Source organism: Myxococcus sp. MH1 (assembly GCF_059738865.1).
Genome location: NZ_AP026947.1, coordinates 4,918,030 through 4,933,041 on the forward strand (window position 1 = coordinate 4,918,030; position 15,012 = coordinate 4,933,041).

Consider the following 15,012-nt stretch of genomic DNA (forward strand, 5'->3'; position numbering starts at 1 on the left):
CCGTCATGGCGCGTGACGCTCCCGGCGCAAGGGCCGCCAGCGGTACGCGCACTCGGTCAGGTGGAGCACCGAGTCCAGCCGCGCGCCCGGCGCGAGCGGACCGTCCTCGAAGTACTCGCAGTACAGCTCCACGGGCGTGCAGAAGCGCGCGTTCCACGGTGCACGGTCGATGGTGAGCACGTAGACGAAGTCGCCCGAGACGCCGAGCGCGTCGTAGCACTCGACCAGGGGCTCGTGCAGGTCCTCCAGTCCCGCCCACACGCTGCCGACGGGAGGCTCGGTCCTGGGGCGCGTGTCGAACACCGCCACCAGTCGCCCCCCGGCGAAGCGCGCCGCCGGGTCCACCGCCAGGGTGAGCAGATCGCCCTCGCGGGCCATCACCATCTGGGCCTCGCCGAACTCGTGGAAGCGGAACTCGTCCAGCGTGTTGCCCACCCGGCGCATCACCGGATCATTCGTCTCGCTGCGCACGAAGTAGCCGCCGCGCCGCCACTCGCCCCGCGCGTTGCGGTAGCGCACCGCGGCCCGGTAGCTCACCTGGTAGAAGCACACGCCGAGCAGCGGAGACACCCCCTGGGGGCGCATGTCGCGCAGCGAGGACATCAGCACCTGCACCCACGCCGTGCCTCGGTGCAGCTCGGGCACCAGGGGCGCCGGCAGGATGCGCGCGAGCCGCTCCGGGTCCACGGCGTAGTTGAGCGACACGGCCTCCACCCAGTGCGTCTGCACCTGCGTGAGCCAGGGCACCGACGGACACTCCTCCATGTCCGGAGAGCTGGGGCTCGGGTCCTGACTCGCCGCGAGCAGGCCCTCGGCATGTCTGAGCGCCTCGTGTCCGGAGGGCGTCGGTGTCCAGCGGCGTCGCTCCTGTCGCACCAGCCCGGCGCCCGAGAGGGCTCGCAGCGCGGAGCCTGGATCCTCCACTCCCGCGAGCGAGAGGCGTGCATGGAGCTCCTGCTCGTCCAGCCCCCAGGGCTCGGTCGCGAGGGCCACCAGCGCGGCGAGCGACTCCGGCTTCATACCAGCCGCGCCTCGGGGCGCTGCGACGCGAGCCTGCGCAGTCGGGCCCGGTGCAGCGCGAGCCCGCCTCCGCACTGCACCACGAGCCACAGTCCCGCCAGCAGGCCGTAGGCGTGGTCCGGCAGGCGGGTCATCACCAGCGCCATGGCCGCGAAGAAGGCGGCCACCGCGAACCAGACGCGGCCCATCAGCGCGCCCATCATCGAGAAGGCCGTGGCGAACAACACGCAGGACATGGCGGGCATGAACAGCCGGTCCAGACCGAGCAGCCAGTTGCAGAGCGCCACCAGCACCATGCCGCCCACGAAGGTGCTCCAGATGGCCCAGATCTGCCGCTCGATGAACGAGCGCGCGCCCGCCGTCTGCCCGCGCTTGAGCAGGAAGATGGTGACGATGTTGAAGCCGAGCACCAGCGCCCAGAGCACCACGTAGGCCTGGGGCGTGCGGTGGCCCCCGGTCCACAGCCACTGCGTGCCGGCGAAGCCCGCGGCGTTGGTGAAGCCATGGAGCATCCAGATGACGCCCCAGTTCTGGAGGGCCGAATCATCCCGTGCCTGGGAGACGACCCGGCGGATGAGCTCGAGGGCCTGGTTCGCTTCGTCGCGGTTCATCGTGGCGCGAAGTCTACGCGACCCGGCGCGGCGCGCGGAGGGGGGGCTCCCGTGAGGAACGCCTCCACCTCTTCCAGCCGCGGGCTCCGGGGCTCGGAGGTGGGCGCCACGGCGTCGCGGGCCGAGAGCGCCAGGGCCCGGGCCCGCTCCGGTTCCACGCCTGCTTGCCGCAGCGCCCGGGCGAGGGCGAAGCGTGTCTCGGCGAGCGTGAAGGCGCTGGCCCCATCCTTCTCCCAGTCCTCCAGGGCCTGGTCGAGGAGGCCGCGGGCCTGCTCCGCGTCTCCCTTCGCCAGCAGCACCTGTCCCAGGATGGAGCGCGCCTCCGCCAGGTCCTCGGGCAGGGAGGACCCGGTGCGCTCTCGCAGCGTCACCGCCTCCCGGGCCACGCGCTCCGCGTCCACGAGCCGGCCCGAACCCAGCAGGGCCATCGCCAGCCGGCACAGCGGCGTGGCGCGCTCGGCGTGCACGCCCAGCTCGCCCAGGAGCGCGGCGGCCGCGCGGGCCTGGGTGGCGGCCTGCTCGAAGCGACGCACCTTCAGGAAGATCTCCGCCATGCGCGTCTGGAGGTCGGCGTGGCGTTGGCTGCGCCGTCCCTCGGCTTGGGCGGCGTCCAGCTCCGCGCGCATGGCCTCCACGCGCGCGACTGCGTCATCCACCTTCCCGAGCCCCGCGAGGACCACCGCGAGGTTCCCCGCGACGAAGGCCCGGTCCGGGTGGCCCGGAGGTCGATGCTCGCGGGCGAGCGCCCAGGCGCGCTCCAATGCCTCACGCGCCGGCTCGTAGCGTCCCCGCGAGGCCTCCACCGCGCCGATGTTCCCATGCAGGCTCATGAGGTAGCTGGCCGGCTGTCCCGGGCCGTGGATGCGCTCGAAGAGGCGGATGCTCTCGTCGTACGTCGCGAGTCCCTCGTCGTAGCGGCGCAGCTTGATGAGCGTGCCCGCGAGGTTGTTGAGCGTCATCGCGACGAAGGGATGCTCGGCGCCCACGTGCCGCACCAGCAGCGTCCGGGTGCGCTGTTGCGTGGCCAGGGCCTCCTCGAGGCGTCCCACGCCGCGTTGCGCGGTCCCGAGCGCGAGCAAGGCATCGAGGAGGACATACGCGTCCTTGCCCTGCGTCCGCTCGCGGATGGCGATGCACCGCTCCAGCTGGACGATGGCCTCCGCGTGGCGGCCCTGTCGGGTGAGCACCAGCCCGTGGGCGAAGGTGAGGTTCGACTCGAGCTGCTCGTCGCCGCCGATGCGCTCCAGCTGGGCTTGCGCCAGGTCGCGCCACAGGTCGGCGTGCTCGGGGCGCTCGGCCAGCTCTCCCTCGACCTGGACCAGGAGCGTCATCTCCTCGATGACCCGGTCGTCGTCGCGGCCCGCCTGTGAGGCCAGCACCGCCTGGCGCAGGAGCCGCGCTGCCTCCTTCTCGTCCCGCTCGTGGAGCTTCACGCGGCCCTGGGCGAGCAGCGCCTCGCCGAGCAGCGGCTTGTAGCCCACCGCGCGCGCCGCGGCCTCCACCGTGGCGGCGAGCGCCTGCACCTCGCTCCAGCGCCCCGCGATGTCGCGCGCCTTCGCGTCCGCGAGCGTCTCATAGGCCGCGCGCACCTTCTCCACGTCGGGGCCCTTCGAGGGAGGCGGCACCGGCCGCGCGAGCGCCTCCGCGTCGTCGCAGCTCGAGACGTCACTCAGCCCCCGCGCCATCTGGGGCGCACCGGAGACCTCGTTCGCGTTGGCGGTGCGCAGGACGTCCACCAGGGCGCGCAGCTCACGCCTGGCGCGCTCCAGGCAGTTCATGCGCAGGTCCATCGCCGCCTCGGACTGCTCCTGGCGGACGTGCGTGTCCTCGCAGGCGTCGCGATGGGCCTCGGCCCACGCTCCGGCCTGCGCATCCAGGGACTGACTCAAGGCCGCGTGCGCGCTCTCCGCCTCGGGAGCCTTCGTGGCGAGGAAGGCTTCGCGCAGGGACGCCTTGCGAGACGCGTCCCAGATACCGACGAGCCGCGACGCGCTGTCCGTGCACGGCCGGGGCCCTCGCGTGACGAGGATGGCGGTGAGGACCGCGGCCAGGCCCACCAACGCTCCCGCGGCTCCCAGCCAGCGCGACGTCCTGGGGAAGGCCGCGCGCTCCAGCGCCACGAGGAGCGCGTCCATCGACGGGTAGCGCTCGGTGGGAGCAGGGCAGAGCCCGCGTTGCACCACGGCGAGCAGCGCGCGGGGGACCGAGGCGCGTGCGAGGGCCTCGCGTGCCTCCGGAGCACCGGGCTTCACACCGGACAGCCCCTCGAACAGCGCGACGCAGAAGCTGAACTGGTCCGAGCGCGCATCCACCCGTCCTCCCGCCAGCACTTCCGGCGCGATGTAGCCCGGAGTGCCGGCCGCGGCCGTGGAGGCGATGTGCGGCGCCGGTTCGATGTCCGTCGATGCGCGAGCGGGCAGTGACTCCATGGGCGCGGCGAGGCGCGCGAGCCCGAAGTCCGTCACCTTCGCGCGCCCGGCGCGGTCCACCAGGACGTTGTCGGGCTTGAAGTCGCGGTGGATGACACCGGCGGCGTGCGCGGCGGCGAGCCCGTGACCCGCCTGCAGATAGAGGCGGGTCACCCCTCGCCAGTCCGGACGCGCGCTGGCCAGGTGCTGGCGCAGCGTGCCGCCCTCGACCAGCTCCATCGCGATGAAGACCCGGTCGTCGACCCGACCCACGTCGTGCACGGCGACGACGGAGGGATGCTGGGTGCGCGCGGCGGCGCGGGCCTCGCTCAGCACCTGGTCCGTGGCCGCGACCAGCTTGAGCCCGACGCGTCGGTCGATGCTCGGGTCATAGGCCGCGTAGACGACACCCATGCCCCCGGCCCCGATTCGCTCCAGCACCACGTAGCGTCCCAGGAGCGTGCCCCTCTCCAGCGCGGACAAGGGCATCCGTCGTGACGACGGCGGTGCCTCGAGCAACGTGGTGGGCGTCCGTGGCGCATCCGTTGGTGTGTCCGGCGTCGACGGCGCACGCGCGCGCAGGAAGCCCGCGAGCCGTGCCTGGCAATCGGGGCAGCGGTCCAGGTGGGTGTCCGCCCGGGCCCGCAGCTCCCGCGACGCCACTCCGTCCGCGAGGTCGAGGAGCTGGGGGTCATCCAGGCACGCGGTGTCGGAAGCTGGCGCCATGTCGCTCATCCTTCGGCGAGCAGCGAGGACAGGCTCACCGCGAGGCTCGCGTCCATCATCCGCAAGAGGCTGTCGAGCTGCGCCGTGTCCAGCGTCAGCCGCCGGCGGAGCCCTTCGCGAGTGCCTTCGAGCAGCGCCTGCCGCGCCCGCGCCAGCCACCGCGAGACGGTGGAGGCGTGCACCTGATGCAGCGTCCCGAGCGACTCCACGCCCAGGCCCTGCACCAGGCTCAGCCGCAGCAGGTTCCTGTCGCGAGGCGACAACAAGGCGAGGGCCTCCGCGAACGCGGCGCGGAAGGCGGGCCGGTAGCGCTGCTGGATGAGCGCGAGCTCGGGGTCCGCGCCATGCAGGTCGGAGACGAGGAGCGCATCGTCCAGGGAGGTGGCGCGGACAGGCGCGCGCTTGAGGGACAGGGCCATGCCCACGGCGATGGCCTCCACCCAGCGGCGCAGCGCGCCTCGCCCCTCGTACTCGGCCAGTCGAGGCCCCTGCCGCGTGCTGCCCACGAGCAGCCGCATCCGCGTGAGCTGGAGCACCTCGTCCGCGAACGCCTCGGAGCGGTCCACGCGGCGGATGGCGCGGGTGACGGGCTGGAGGATGGCGCGCTGGAGGGACTCGAGCGCGGGACGCTCTCCCTCCAGACAGGCGCGAGCGAGGTAGAGGTCCTCGACCCTCAACGCGTCCAGCCCTTCGGCCAGTGTGAGGCGGGGAGGGATGCGCTCGCCGAGGTGCCTCGCGAAGACGTCGCCGGACAATGCAATCTCCGGCCACGCCTCTCGGCAGCGGACCATGGCTTCCCCCAATCGCCGGGCCAGGGCGTGTGACTCGTCTGGCCCACACGGACGCAAGGCGCCCGCGAGAAACGACAGCACGAGCTCCATCGTGGCTGGGAGTCTAGCGAAGCTGTTCGCGCGCGCGAAGAGGGCCCCTCCCGTCCACCCGGACCTCCCACCGACTCGCCGCGTCGGCTCGGGAATCCCGACCGCGGGGCGGGGAAGTGCTCGCGGGAATGAGCGCGCGGCGTACCGGTGTGCAGGATGGACGGCGAGCGCAGCGGGCTCGCATCGGACCGACATGCGATGGTGGGGGCTTCCCGCCCGTGTTACCTGCCCGCACCTCATGAAGACTCCGTCGCGACCGCTGTCGATGGCTCATTGGGTGCTCGTATGCCTGTCATTGTCCGTGCCCGCTCGCTCCGAGGCCTCCTCGCCACCGCGCCCTCACGCGCGTGGCGTGGCCAAGGGCCCGAAGGCGGGCACCGTCATCACGGGGACGCTCTCCGGGACGCTGACGGAGGCGGGCTCGCCCTATCAGGTCATCGGCGATGCGCAGGGCGTCGTCACGATTCCGAAGGGCCAGGTCCTCACGGTCCAGCCGGGCGTCGTCATCGACTTCAAGGGCCGCCCCGAGGTGACCCAGGCCGACGTGAACAGCTCCATCGACGACGTGATGAACTACCACAAGGGGCGCGTGGAGCTGCGCGTCTACGGCGGCATCCAGGTGCGCGGCACCGCGCAGAAGAAGGTCACCTTCACCTCCACCAACCCGTATGGCTGGTGGGGCATGAACTTCTACGGCCCCGGCTCCGTGGGCAACGGGCACCCCGTGTTCGAGCACATGGTCTTCGAGCGGGTGCGCAAGAACGACTACAACGGCGAGCGGGATTGGACGCGCGCCGCGCTGTGGGCCTACTACCCGGGGCCGGTGACCATCCTGAACTCCCTGTTCCGGGACAACGAGTCCGCGGCCAAGTGCGGCGCGCTGGACCTCATGTTCACCAACGGCTCGCGCGTGGAGAACACCGTGTTCGAGAACAACCGCACGTTCGACATCGACCGCTTCGCGCAGCCGGGCACGTCGTCCATGGCGGGCGGCGGCGCGATGTGCGTCACCCACGGTCAGAACTCCGTGGTCCGCGGCAACACGTTCCGCGGCAATACCCTGGTGGCCTTCCGGGGCAGCCAGTGGAGCACCCTCGTCGTGCGCCCGTTCCTGACCTGGCCCAATCCGCAGGGCACCTATGACCTGGGAGGCGGCGGCGCGTTGCACTACTTCCAGCCGAACAACGACCTCCTCGAGGACAACCTCTTCGAGCGCAACACCGTGACGCGAGGGCCTGGCGCGGCCATCTACCTGGAGGACCTGGGCACACGCGCCGTCACGCTCCGCCGCAACCGCTTCCTCTACAACCAGGCGGGGATGGGGGGCGTGGTGGTCTGCAACCGGGGGAGCGGCGCGGTGGAGCTGGTGCTGGCGTCGGACAACGTCTTCACCGGCAACACGGTGAACGGCGCTCCGGCCTCCACCGTGACGGGGGACTGCACCGTCGGCTCCCAGTAGTCGGCGTGAATCCCACCTCGGCGCCAAGGGGGAGCGGGGTGGCCTCGAATAAATCGGGGCCAGGGGCGTCGGAAAGCCCAGAACACGCAAGCGAGCTTCGTGCTCCCGAGGACCCCTCCCCATGAACGCCTTCTCTTCCGCCCTGCTCGCTGGACTCCTCTTCGCCGGCAGCGCCCAGGCGCAGTTCCGTGCGAATCCGTCCGAGCGCGGCCAGAACCACCACGAGCAGCACGAGAACCGGCGCGAGCTCAAGGATGACCGCCTGGATGTGGCGGAGCTGAAGTCGGTGCTCGGCCGCTTCGACCGGGCCTGGAGCCGCAACGACGAACGTGAGATGCGCGCCGTGGAGCTCCGCCTCCGTCAGCTGATGCGCATGGAGCTGCAGGAGAGCCGCGTCGAGCTGGCGTCGGCGAGCTCGGAGGCGAAGCGCAGTCAGCGCGAGGCCCGCGCGGAGGCCTGGGAGGTCCGGGACGATGCGGCCTGGGGCCGCCGCTCCGACGGGCGCCGCGACCTCCGGGATGACCGGCGCGATGCCCGCGACGACAAGCGGGACGTGAAGGCGGAGCTGGCCACTCTGCGCTCGCGGCAGGCCATCGCGAAGGACCTGGCGGAGCTGGAGGGGCGTCGGAGCGGCGGGGCCCTGCACCGCAAGCGCGACCTCATCCAGGAGCTCATCCGCCTGGGTGAGCGAGAGATTCGCGAGGGCTACCAGGAGGTGCGCGAGGACAAGGCGGAGCGTCGCGAGGACCGCCGTGAGCGCCGCGAGGACCGTCGCTGGTAGGCGATTCGCTCGCCGGGTGACAGTTGCGCGGCGCCCTCCGACCTCCGCGCTTCCCGAAGGCTCGTGAGTCGGCGTTGACTGCCGGCCGTGGGAATCTGGTCGAAGAAGAGCCTGGCGAGGCTCCAGGGTGAAGACGGCGAGGGACAGCAGCTGCACCGCACCCTCAATGGGTTCCAGCTCACGTTGCTGGGCATCGGCGCCATCATCGGCGCCGGCATCTTCGTGGTGACGGGGACGGCGGCGGCGCAGCACTCGGGCCCGGCCATCGTCCTGTCCTTCGTGCTGGCGGGCTTCGGCTGTCTGCTCGCCGGGCTGTGCTACGCGGAGTTCGCCTCGATGATTCCCGTCGCGGGCAGCGCGTACACGTACGGCTACGCGACGCTGGGCGAGCTGGTGGCGTGGATCATCGGCTGGGACTTGATGCTGGAGTACCTCTTCGCGTCGTCGGCGGTGGCGGTGGGGTGGTCCGGTTACTTCACCGCCTTCCTGCGCGACTACGTGGGCTGGGAGCTGCCCGCGGCCCTGGCCAACGCGCCCTTCGGGACGACGCCCGGCTCGCTCGTGCCGCACGCCACCGGGGCGCTCATCAACCTGCCGGCGGTGGTGCTGGTGGGCGTGCTCACCGCGCTGCTCGTCGTGGGCATCCACGAGTCCGCGCGCGTCAACAACATCATCGTCTTCGTGAAGGTGGCCATCGTCCTGCTGGTCATCGTCTTCGGCGCCTTCCACGTCGAGCGCGAGCACTGGACGCCCTTCATCCCGCCCAACCAGGGGGAGTTCGGTCAGTTCGGCTGGAGCGGGGTGCTGGCGGGCGCGGGCGTCATCTTCTTCGCGTACATCGGCTTCGACGCGGTCTCCACCGCCGCGCAGGAGACGAAGAACCCGAAGAGGGATTTGCCGAGGGGCATCCTCGGCTCGCTGGTGGTGTGCACCGTGCTCTACGTCCTGATGGCGGGGGTGATGACGGGCCTGGCGCCGTACCACGAGCTGGATGTCGCCGAGCCCGTCTACGTGGCCATCTCCAAGGGCGGCCCCGCGCTGGCGTGGCTTCGTCCCATCGTCGGCCTGGGCGCCATCGCGGGCCTCGCGTCGGTGGTGCTGGTGATGTTGATGGGCCAGCCCCGCGTCTTCTACGCCATGGCGCGCGACGGCCTGCTGCCGGACTTCTTCGGCCGCATCCATCCGCGCTTCCGCACGCCCTACGTCTCCACGCTCATCACCGGCGTGGTGGCCATGGTGGTCGCGGGGCTGTTCCCCATCGGCCTGTTGGGGCACCTGGTGTCCATCGGCACGCTGTTCGCGTTCATGGTGGTCTGCGCCGGCATCCTGGTGCTGCGCTACACGCAGCCGGACCTGCCCCGGCCGTTCCGCACGCCGTTCGTCCCCGCGGTCCCCATCCTGGGCATCCTCACCTGCGGCGCGCTGATGCTGGGGTTGGGACTGGAGACGTGGCTGCGGCTGGTGCTCTGGCTGGGCCTGGGCCTGGTCATCTACTTCGGCTACGGGCGGCGCCACTCACGCGTGGCCCGGGAGGAGGCGTCTCACACCCCTCCGCCCTGAGCCACCCGGCGGGCGGGGAGGCGAGCGTTGGCGTGGATGTCCGGGCTGCTGGCGAGGTGGCCAGAGTCAGGGGCGCCCGTTAGAAGAGGCCGCATGGGTTCTTCCAGACGGGATTGTGGGCCTTCGGGCCCGAGGCTCGAGAAGATGCGCGCCTCGCGGCGGTACGAAGATGGCCGGTTTCGCAACACCGCCCCCGTGGGGCCCGGGCTCCAGGGCAATCCGCTCCCGCTGCTGGGTGAGTACTTCTTCGGCGGCACCCAGCGCACGCCGCCCGGCGTCCTCCCGCTGGAGAGCCCGCTCGAGGCGTGGACCCGGCGGCCCGACTCCGGCCTGCGGGTGACGTGGCTGGGGCACAGCACGATGCTGCTGGAGCTGGACGGCGCGCGCATCCTCACGGACCCCGTCTTCGGCGAGCGCGCCTCGCCCATGTCCTTCGCGGGCCCTCGCCGCTTCCACCCGGTGCCGGTGTCACTGGAGACACTCCCCGCGCTGGATGCGGTGCTGGTGTCGCATGACCACTACGACCACCTGTGCCGCGCCACCATCACCGCGCTGGCGAAGCGGCGCGTCCCGTTCATCACCGCGCTGGGCGTGGGGATGCACCTGGAGGCCTACGGCGTGGCGCCGGAGCTCATCACCGAGCTGGACTGGTGGGAGAAGCACCCGGTGGGGCCGGTGACCTTCACGGCCACGCCCTCGCAGCACTTCTCGGGACGGGGGCTGGCGGACCGGAACCGGACGCTGTGGGCGTCGTGGGTGTTGGAGGGGGAGCGTCATCGGCTCTTCTTCAGCGGCGACACGGGGCTGACGGAGGAGTTCCGCGAGGTGGGCCGGCTGCATGGCCCGTTCGACCTGGTGATGCTGGAGGTCGGCGCGTTCCATCCGAGCTGGGGTGGCATCCACCTGGGGCCGGAGAACGCGCTCAAGGTCCACGACATGCTGGGCGGTGGACGGCTGATGCCGGTGCACTGGGGCACCTTCAACCTGGCGCTGCACGCGTGGGACGAGCCCGCGGAGACGCTCGTCCGGCTGGCCTCGGAGCAGCAGGTGCGCTTGTTCACGCCCCGGTTGGGGGCCGCGAGCGAGCCCACGCGCGTCGAGACGGTGACGCCCTGGTGGCGCGAGGTTTCTTCCCCGGCGCTGGCCCCGCGTCCCGTGCTGGGCGGGTAGGCGGCCGTGCTGGCGGGTGATAGCCCCCGGCTATCACCTTCATCCAAACGATGTCTTGGAACGGGGCATGCGCGATGGGCATCTTTCCATGCAAGGTGGAAGGAGCCTTGACGATGCCTCTCATCGCGCTGGCGGGTGTTGGTTCAGGTGCGCTGCACGCGCTGGCGGGACCGGACCATCTGCTGAGCCTCGCGCCGCTGTCCGTCGGACGGCGTCAGGGGGCCTGGCGGGTGGGGTTGCTGTGGGGGCTCGGCCATGGGCTCGGCACCCTGGTCGCGGCGGGGCTGCTGATGGTCGTCCTGTCCGCGGTGCATCTGGAGTCCGTCGACCGGTGGGCGGAGCGCATCGCGGGGCTGGCGCTTCTGGGCATGGGCGTGTGGGGGCTCAAGCGGCGCGTGGGGACGGGCGATGAGGCGCGGCAGTCGCGGGGCATCGCCGCGGTGGGGCTGGTCCACGGCCTGACGGGCGCGTCGGCGCTGCTGCTGCTCCTGCCCGTCGCGGTGGCGGGGACGGGGGTGGAGCAGGCCCTCTTCCTGGGCGGCTTCTCGGTGGGAAGCACCCTGGCCATGTCCGCGCTCACCGCGGGAATCGCCGCCTTCTCGCGCGCGAAGCGGGTGTCCGCGAAGGTGGCCACCCATGTGCCCCGCGTGGCCTCCACGCTCTCCATCGTCCTGGGTGGCGCGTGGATGGCGGGGAGCTTCTGACGCCGACGCGGCTTCAGCGGCCTCGCGCCGGGCCTCGGGGACGGGCGGGTGGTGTGTCGGGGTAGTGCTCGCGGAGCACGGCGGACAGCTGTCGCAGCGCGCTCGCGAGCGGGGTGCTGCGCCGCCAGACGAGCGCGAGCGTGCGATGGGGCGTGGGGGCGGCGATGGGGCGGATGTCCAGGTCCGCGCGTCGGCTCTCCGTCGGCAGGGCCAGCGCGGGCAGCAGGGTGACACCCGCGCCGCCCGCCACCATCTGCGCGAGCGTCAACAGGCTGGTGGCGCGGAACTCCTGCTCGTGGGTCCTGGCGCGGGTGCAGAACGAGAGGGCCTGGGCGCGCAGGCAGTGGCCCTCGTCCAGGAGGAGCACCTTCGCGTCGCGCAGCTCCGAGGGGGTCACCGGCGTGTCCCTCGCGCCGAGCGGATGGCCCTTGGGCGTGACGAGGAAGAACGCGTCCCGCGCGATGATGTCCCGCTCCACGTCGCCGACGTCCGCCTCCAGCGCGAGCAGCGCCGCGTCCAGCGTGCCCGCCTCCAGCTCGCGCGTCAGGACCTCCGTCTTGTCCTCCACCCACGCCACCGTCAGGCGCGCGAAGCGGCGGCGCAGCGCGGGCGTGAGCGAGGGGAGCAGGTAGGGCGAGACGGTGGGGATGATGCCGATGCGCAGCGTGCCGTCGAGCGGGTTGCCCACGCGCCGGGCCTCCTCCTGGAGGTCGTCCGCCTCCAGGAGCAGCCGGCGGGCGCGCTCCACCAGGCGCTGGCCCGCGGTGGTGGGCAGCACGCGCTTCCTGTCCCGCTCGAAGAGGCGGACCCCGAGCGCCTCCTCGAGCTGCGCGAGCTGCGCGCTCAGCGAGGGCTGGGAGACGTGGCAGAGCGCGGCGGCCTTGCGGAAGCTCAGGCTGTCCGCGACGGCGACGGCGTACTGGAGTTGCCGTAGGGTGAAGGGGTGGGGCTGGAGGCGCACGGGCCCTTTGTACCGCGTCCGGGCTCACGACCTCGGCGAGCGTTCGCCCCGGTGCCCGCGCTTCCCCGGGCGGGGACGGGGGGAGTTGGAGGGTTGCTCCAGATGACCCGGGGGAGGGCCGGACATAGGGTAGGGGCGCATGGGGCCAGCACGACGGGATGGGGTGAAGCGACGCGACGAGCTGCTGGACGCGGCGTTGCAGTGCTTCACGGAGCGGGGTGTCCTCGGCACGGGCATCGAGGAGATTCGCAAGGCCGCGGGGGCGAGCCCCTCCAGCGTCTACCACCTGTTCGACGGGCTGCCGGACCTGACGCTGGCACTGCTCCTGCGCACCTTCGAGCGGCTCTTCTCGCATCAGACGGAGCGCGTGCTGGCCACGTCCACGGCGGAGGAGGTGGTGCTCGCGCTGGTGGATGGGCACCTGGAGTGGGTCCTGGCCCATCCGGACGAGGGGCGCTTCATGTACCAGGCCATGGCGATGGAGCTGAGCGCGGGCGCCGCGGAGGTGCTGCTGGCTCGCAAGATGGAGCTGCTCGGGCCCATCATCCAGCACACGGCGCGCTTCATCGCCGAGGACGGGGTGCCCGTGTGGACGCCCCTGCAGCTGGACGTCGTGTTGCTCGGCCCCAGTCACGAGGCGTGTCGGCGCTACCTGGCGGGCGCGGCGCTGGACCCGGCGTGGATTCGCTCCCGGCTCCCGAGGCTCGCGTGGCGGAGCATCCAGGCCGAGCTCCCGCGCTCCTCCTGACCCGCCTCAGCCGCCGCGCAGCACCGCGCGCAGCCACGCGAAGTAGGCGCCCACGCTCGGGCTCACCTGGGCCTGCGTCCATCGCAGCTTGCGCACCTGGCGCGGGCCCTTCGCCTCGGCCTCGAGCGGCGAGAGCATCTCCAGCGCCTGGTCCCGCTGCTTCTGGCGCGCGAGCTGGAGCGCCAGGTCCAGCTTCACCTCGAACAGCGACGCATCCAGCGCCAGCGTCTCGCGCAGGAGCGCGATGGCGCTGCCTTGCTCCGAGGCCCGGGAGAACTGGAGCCGTCCGCGCAGCAGCGACTTCACCGCCTCCGCGCGATGTCCCTTCTCCACGTGCAGCCGCGCCACCTCGCGCCACAGGTCCAGCTCGCGAGGGAACAGCTCCGTCGCCTGCGCGTACACCGCGAGCGCCTTGTCGGCGAAGCCCTTGTCCAGGTGCGCCTGGGCCGCCGCGCGGAAGCTCTCCAGCGCGGCCTCCGACTGCTTCGTCTTCGCCAGCAGCGGCGCGAGCTTGCCCAGCACCACCGCGTCCTTGGGCTCCAGCTCCAGCGCCTTGCGATAGCCGGAGATGGCCTTGTTCAGCCGACCCTTGGAGCGCGCGAGGTCCGCGTCGGTGACGAGCTGGGAACGGGAGGGGGGCGTCTTGCTTCCGAACAGCATCGACTCCGCATTGAAGTCGGCCCGCGAGTCAGGGGCAACCCCACGCGCCCTGGCGCGCCGCGCCGTGCACGCTCAGCGACGGATGCGTGACAGCTGGAATGGAAGATTCCCAAAAGAAGTGGGCCCGATCAGGGTGTCCTCCTGACCGGGCCCGGGGTGCTGCCATGTTGGAGTCCGCACGTTTAAGTCTTCGCCTCAGGATGAGGCCTCGTGTCCTGCGATTGAACGACCGCCGCGCGAGGGTGGAACAAGCGGCGGGCTGGAATTGAACCAGCATCTCGAGGAGAAGGGCGAAGACGGTTGATCGGACCCACGACAGCGAATGTTGAGTCTGGAGTGAGAGTCTGAAACTGGGGTGCTTCGCGGGCCCGGTCTATGTCGCTCGCCTCTACCATTTGGGCTACCCCGCCACAGGGTTGGCGGGGGCAGGGTTCGAACCTGCACTGGAAGACGACCCGGGAACGCTCGGCGTCAACTTGCTGCTGAGCTTGAGTTTGTACTCCGTAGGACTGCGTGCGCGAGCCTAGCTGAAGAGGTAGCCGAGGAGAACATCCCCGGCCTTCATCTCCTCCGCCGCGACGGCGTTGGCCTCCTCGCGCGCGAACTTGACCGCTTGCTGGAGCTTCTCCACGCGCTCCAATAGCTCATTGACCCGGACGGCCGGCAGGGCGCCCGAGTACTTCACCGTCTTCCAGTAACCGACGACGATGTCCTCGTAATAGACCTCCACCTGGGCGGGGTGCTTCTCGGTGGCCTCGGCCTTCACGTGGTTGCGGGGGACCTTCTTCGTCTTCGCCGTCTGCACGGGCTCGGTGGCCCACAGGCCCTGCGCCGGGTCTGGGATCCAGGACTCCGACGGGTCCAGCGTGGGCAGCTTCTTCACGAAGGTGTGCAGGTCCACCAGCTGCTTCTCGAGGAAGAGCAGGTACGTCGCGGGCACGCCCTTGAGCAGGACGCGGCCGTCCACGCTCACGTCGGCCTTGGCGCGACAGTTGGTGAGGTCCTTGGTGGCGGTGACGTCGAAGAGGCGGGTGAGGATCTCCTTCGTCTTCTTCAGCACGTCGTCGGTGCGCACCTGCACGCGCGTGGACTCGGGGGGGAAGCGCTCACCCTCTTCGTCCCGGGGCTGATAGGTGCGGGAGATGCCGTTGAGCAGCTGCGGCTTCTGCAGGTCGTGGTGCGCCTGGGTCAGCTCCTGCTGGGAGCGGTTCTTGACGCCCTTCTCGACGGCGATGATCTGATTGAGCTTGGTCACGATGTCATTCTCTTGAATTTGAGTTGCGGCGCTCGACGCTTCGTCCCGAGCGGACCTGACGGCGGTGA

At 71.3% G+C, this 15,012-nt stretch carries 13 protein-coding genes; 6 read left to right on the top strand and 7 right to left on the bottom strand.

The annotated features are described in order from the left end of the window. Positions 1–3: 3 nt before the first annotated feature. From AC6JA9_RS19560 to AC6JA9_RS19575, 4 genes are read right to left on the bottom strand one after another with little or no spacing between them, the layout of a single operon-like run. Positions 4–1,020, bottom strand: a complete 1,017-nt coding sequence (locus tag AC6JA9_RS19560) for a DUF2071 domain-containing protein (protein ID WP_473565666.1) — start codon at positions 1,018–1,020, stop codon at positions 4–6. Beyond that, entirely contained in the window at positions 1,017–1,631 is a 615-nt protein-coding gene (locus AC6JA9_RS19565; RefSeq protein ID WP_223784359.1) for a hypothetical protein, read from the bottom strand. Before AC6JA9_RS19565 ends, AC6JA9_RS19560 begins: the two co-directional genes overlap by 4 nt. Further along, on the bottom strand, positions 1,628–4,765 hold the full coding sequence (locus tag AC6JA9_RS19570) for a tetratricopeptide repeat protein (protein WP_497960408.1): 3,138 nt from the start codon (positions 4,763–4,765) through the stop codon (positions 1,628–1,630). Before AC6JA9_RS19570 ends, AC6JA9_RS19565 begins: the two co-directional genes overlap by 4 nt. Before the next feature lie 5 nt (positions 4,766–4,770). Beyond that, entirely contained in the window at positions 4,771–5,556 is a 786-nt protein-coding gene (locus tag AC6JA9_RS19575) for a sigma-70 family RNA polymerase sigma factor (protein ID WP_223751105.1), read from the bottom strand. Positions 5,557–5,998: 442 nt separating this feature from the next. On the opposite strand from AC6JA9_RS19575, the gene AC6JA9_RS19580 reads away from it, so the two are divergent. The 5 genes from AC6JA9_RS19580 (at position 5,999) to AC6JA9_RS19600 (ending at position 11,320) form a co-directional block, all read left to right on the top strand. After that, positions 5,999–7,105, top strand: a complete 1,107-nt coding sequence (locus tag AC6JA9_RS19580) for a right-handed parallel beta-helix repeat-containing protein (protein WP_497960410.1) — start codon at positions 5,999–6,001, stop codon at positions 7,103–7,105. Positions 7,106–7,226: 121 nt separating this feature from the next. Beyond that, positions 7,227–7,886, top strand: coding sequence for a hypothetical protein (locus tag AC6JA9_RS19585; RefSeq protein WP_223751107.1), 660 nt, complete (start codon positions 7,227–7,229; stop codon positions 7,884–7,886). A gap of 87 nt (positions 7,887–7,973) precedes the next feature. Next, positions 7,974–9,446, top strand: a complete 1,473-nt coding sequence (locus AC6JA9_RS19590; protein ID WP_223751108.1) for an amino acid permease — start codon at positions 7,974–7,976, stop codon at positions 9,444–9,446. Positions 9,447–9,539: 93 nt separating this feature from the next. Next, positions 9,540–10,616, top strand: a complete 1,077-nt coding sequence (locus AC6JA9_RS19595) for an MBL fold metallo-hydrolase (protein ID WP_223751109.1) — start codon at positions 9,540–9,542, stop codon at positions 10,614–10,616. A 113-nt stretch (positions 10,617–10,729) separates the two neighbouring features. After that, complete coding sequence (locus AC6JA9_RS19600; RefSeq protein ID WP_223784459.1) at positions 10,730–11,320, top strand: hypothetical protein; 591 nt, start codon at positions 10,730–10,732, stop codon at positions 11,318–11,320. Positions 11,321–11,333: 13 nt separating this feature from the next. Here AC6JA9_RS19600 and AC6JA9_RS19605 read toward each other — a convergent pair whose 3' ends face one another. Beyond that, entirely contained in the window at positions 11,334–12,281 is a 948-nt protein-coding gene (locus AC6JA9_RS19605; protein ID WP_497960412.1) for a LysR substrate-binding domain-containing protein, read from the bottom strand. A gap of 163 nt (positions 12,282–12,444) precedes the next feature. Here AC6JA9_RS19605 and AC6JA9_RS19610 point away from each other — a divergent pair, with 163 nt between their 5' ends. Beyond that, positions 12,445–13,029, top strand: a complete 585-nt coding sequence (locus tag AC6JA9_RS19610) for a TetR/AcrR family transcriptional regulator (RefSeq protein WP_497960414.1) — start codon at positions 12,445–12,447, stop codon at positions 13,027–13,029. A 6-nt stretch (positions 13,030–13,035) separates the two neighbouring features. Here AC6JA9_RS19610 and AC6JA9_RS19615 read toward each other — a convergent pair whose 3' ends face one another. After that, positions 13,036–13,689 (bottom strand): tetratricopeptide repeat protein, encoded by a 654-nt coding sequence (locus AC6JA9_RS19615; RefSeq protein WP_223751112.1) that lies wholly within the window; start codon positions 13,687–13,689, stop codon positions 13,036–13,038. Positions 13,690–14,212: 523 nt separating this feature from the next. Further along, the gene (locus AC6JA9_RS19620; protein WP_223751113.1) at positions 14,213–14,944 is read right to left on the bottom strand and encodes a DUF7873 family protein; all 732 of its coding nucleotides are present in this window, start codon (positions 14,942–14,944) and stop codon (positions 14,213–14,215) included. Positions 14,945–15,012: the final 68 nt, after the last annotated feature.

What these genes read in the sequence shown, in the direction of transcription:
- AC6JA9_RS19570 (WP_497960408.1), bottom strand. Translation starts at nt 4,765, where the DNA reads ATGGCGCCAGCTTCCGACACCGCGTGCCTGGATGACCCCCAGCTCCTC.
- AC6JA9_RS19595 (WP_223751109.1), top strand. Translation starts at nt 9,540, where the DNA reads ATGGGTTCTTCCAGACGGGATTGTGGGCCTTCGGGCCCGAGGCTCGAG.
- AC6JA9_RS19560 (WP_473565666.1), bottom strand. Translation starts at nt 1,020, where the DNA reads ATGAAGCCGGAGTCGCTCGCCGCGCTGGTGGCCCTCGCGACCGAGCCC.
- AC6JA9_RS19600 (WP_223784459.1), top strand. Translation starts at nt 10,730, where the DNA reads ATGCCTCTCATCGCGCTGGCGGGTGTTGGTTCAGGTGCGCTGCACGCG.
- AC6JA9_RS19615 (WP_223751112.1), bottom strand. Translation starts at nt 13,689, where the DNA reads ATGCTGTTCGGAAGCAAGACGCCCCCCTCCCGTTCCCAGCTCGTCACC.
- AC6JA9_RS19575 (WP_223751105.1), bottom strand. Translation starts at nt 5,556, where the DNA reads ATGGTCCGCTGCCGAGAGGCGTGGCCGGAGATTGCATTGTCCGGCGAC.
- AC6JA9_RS19585 (WP_223751107.1), top strand. Translation starts at nt 7,227, where the DNA reads ATGAACGCCTTCTCTTCCGCCCTGCTCGCTGGACTCCTCTTCGCCGGC.
- AC6JA9_RS19565 (WP_223784359.1), bottom strand. Translation starts at nt 1,631, where the DNA reads ATGAACCGCGACGAAGCGAACCAGGCCCTCGAGCTCATCCGCCGGGTC.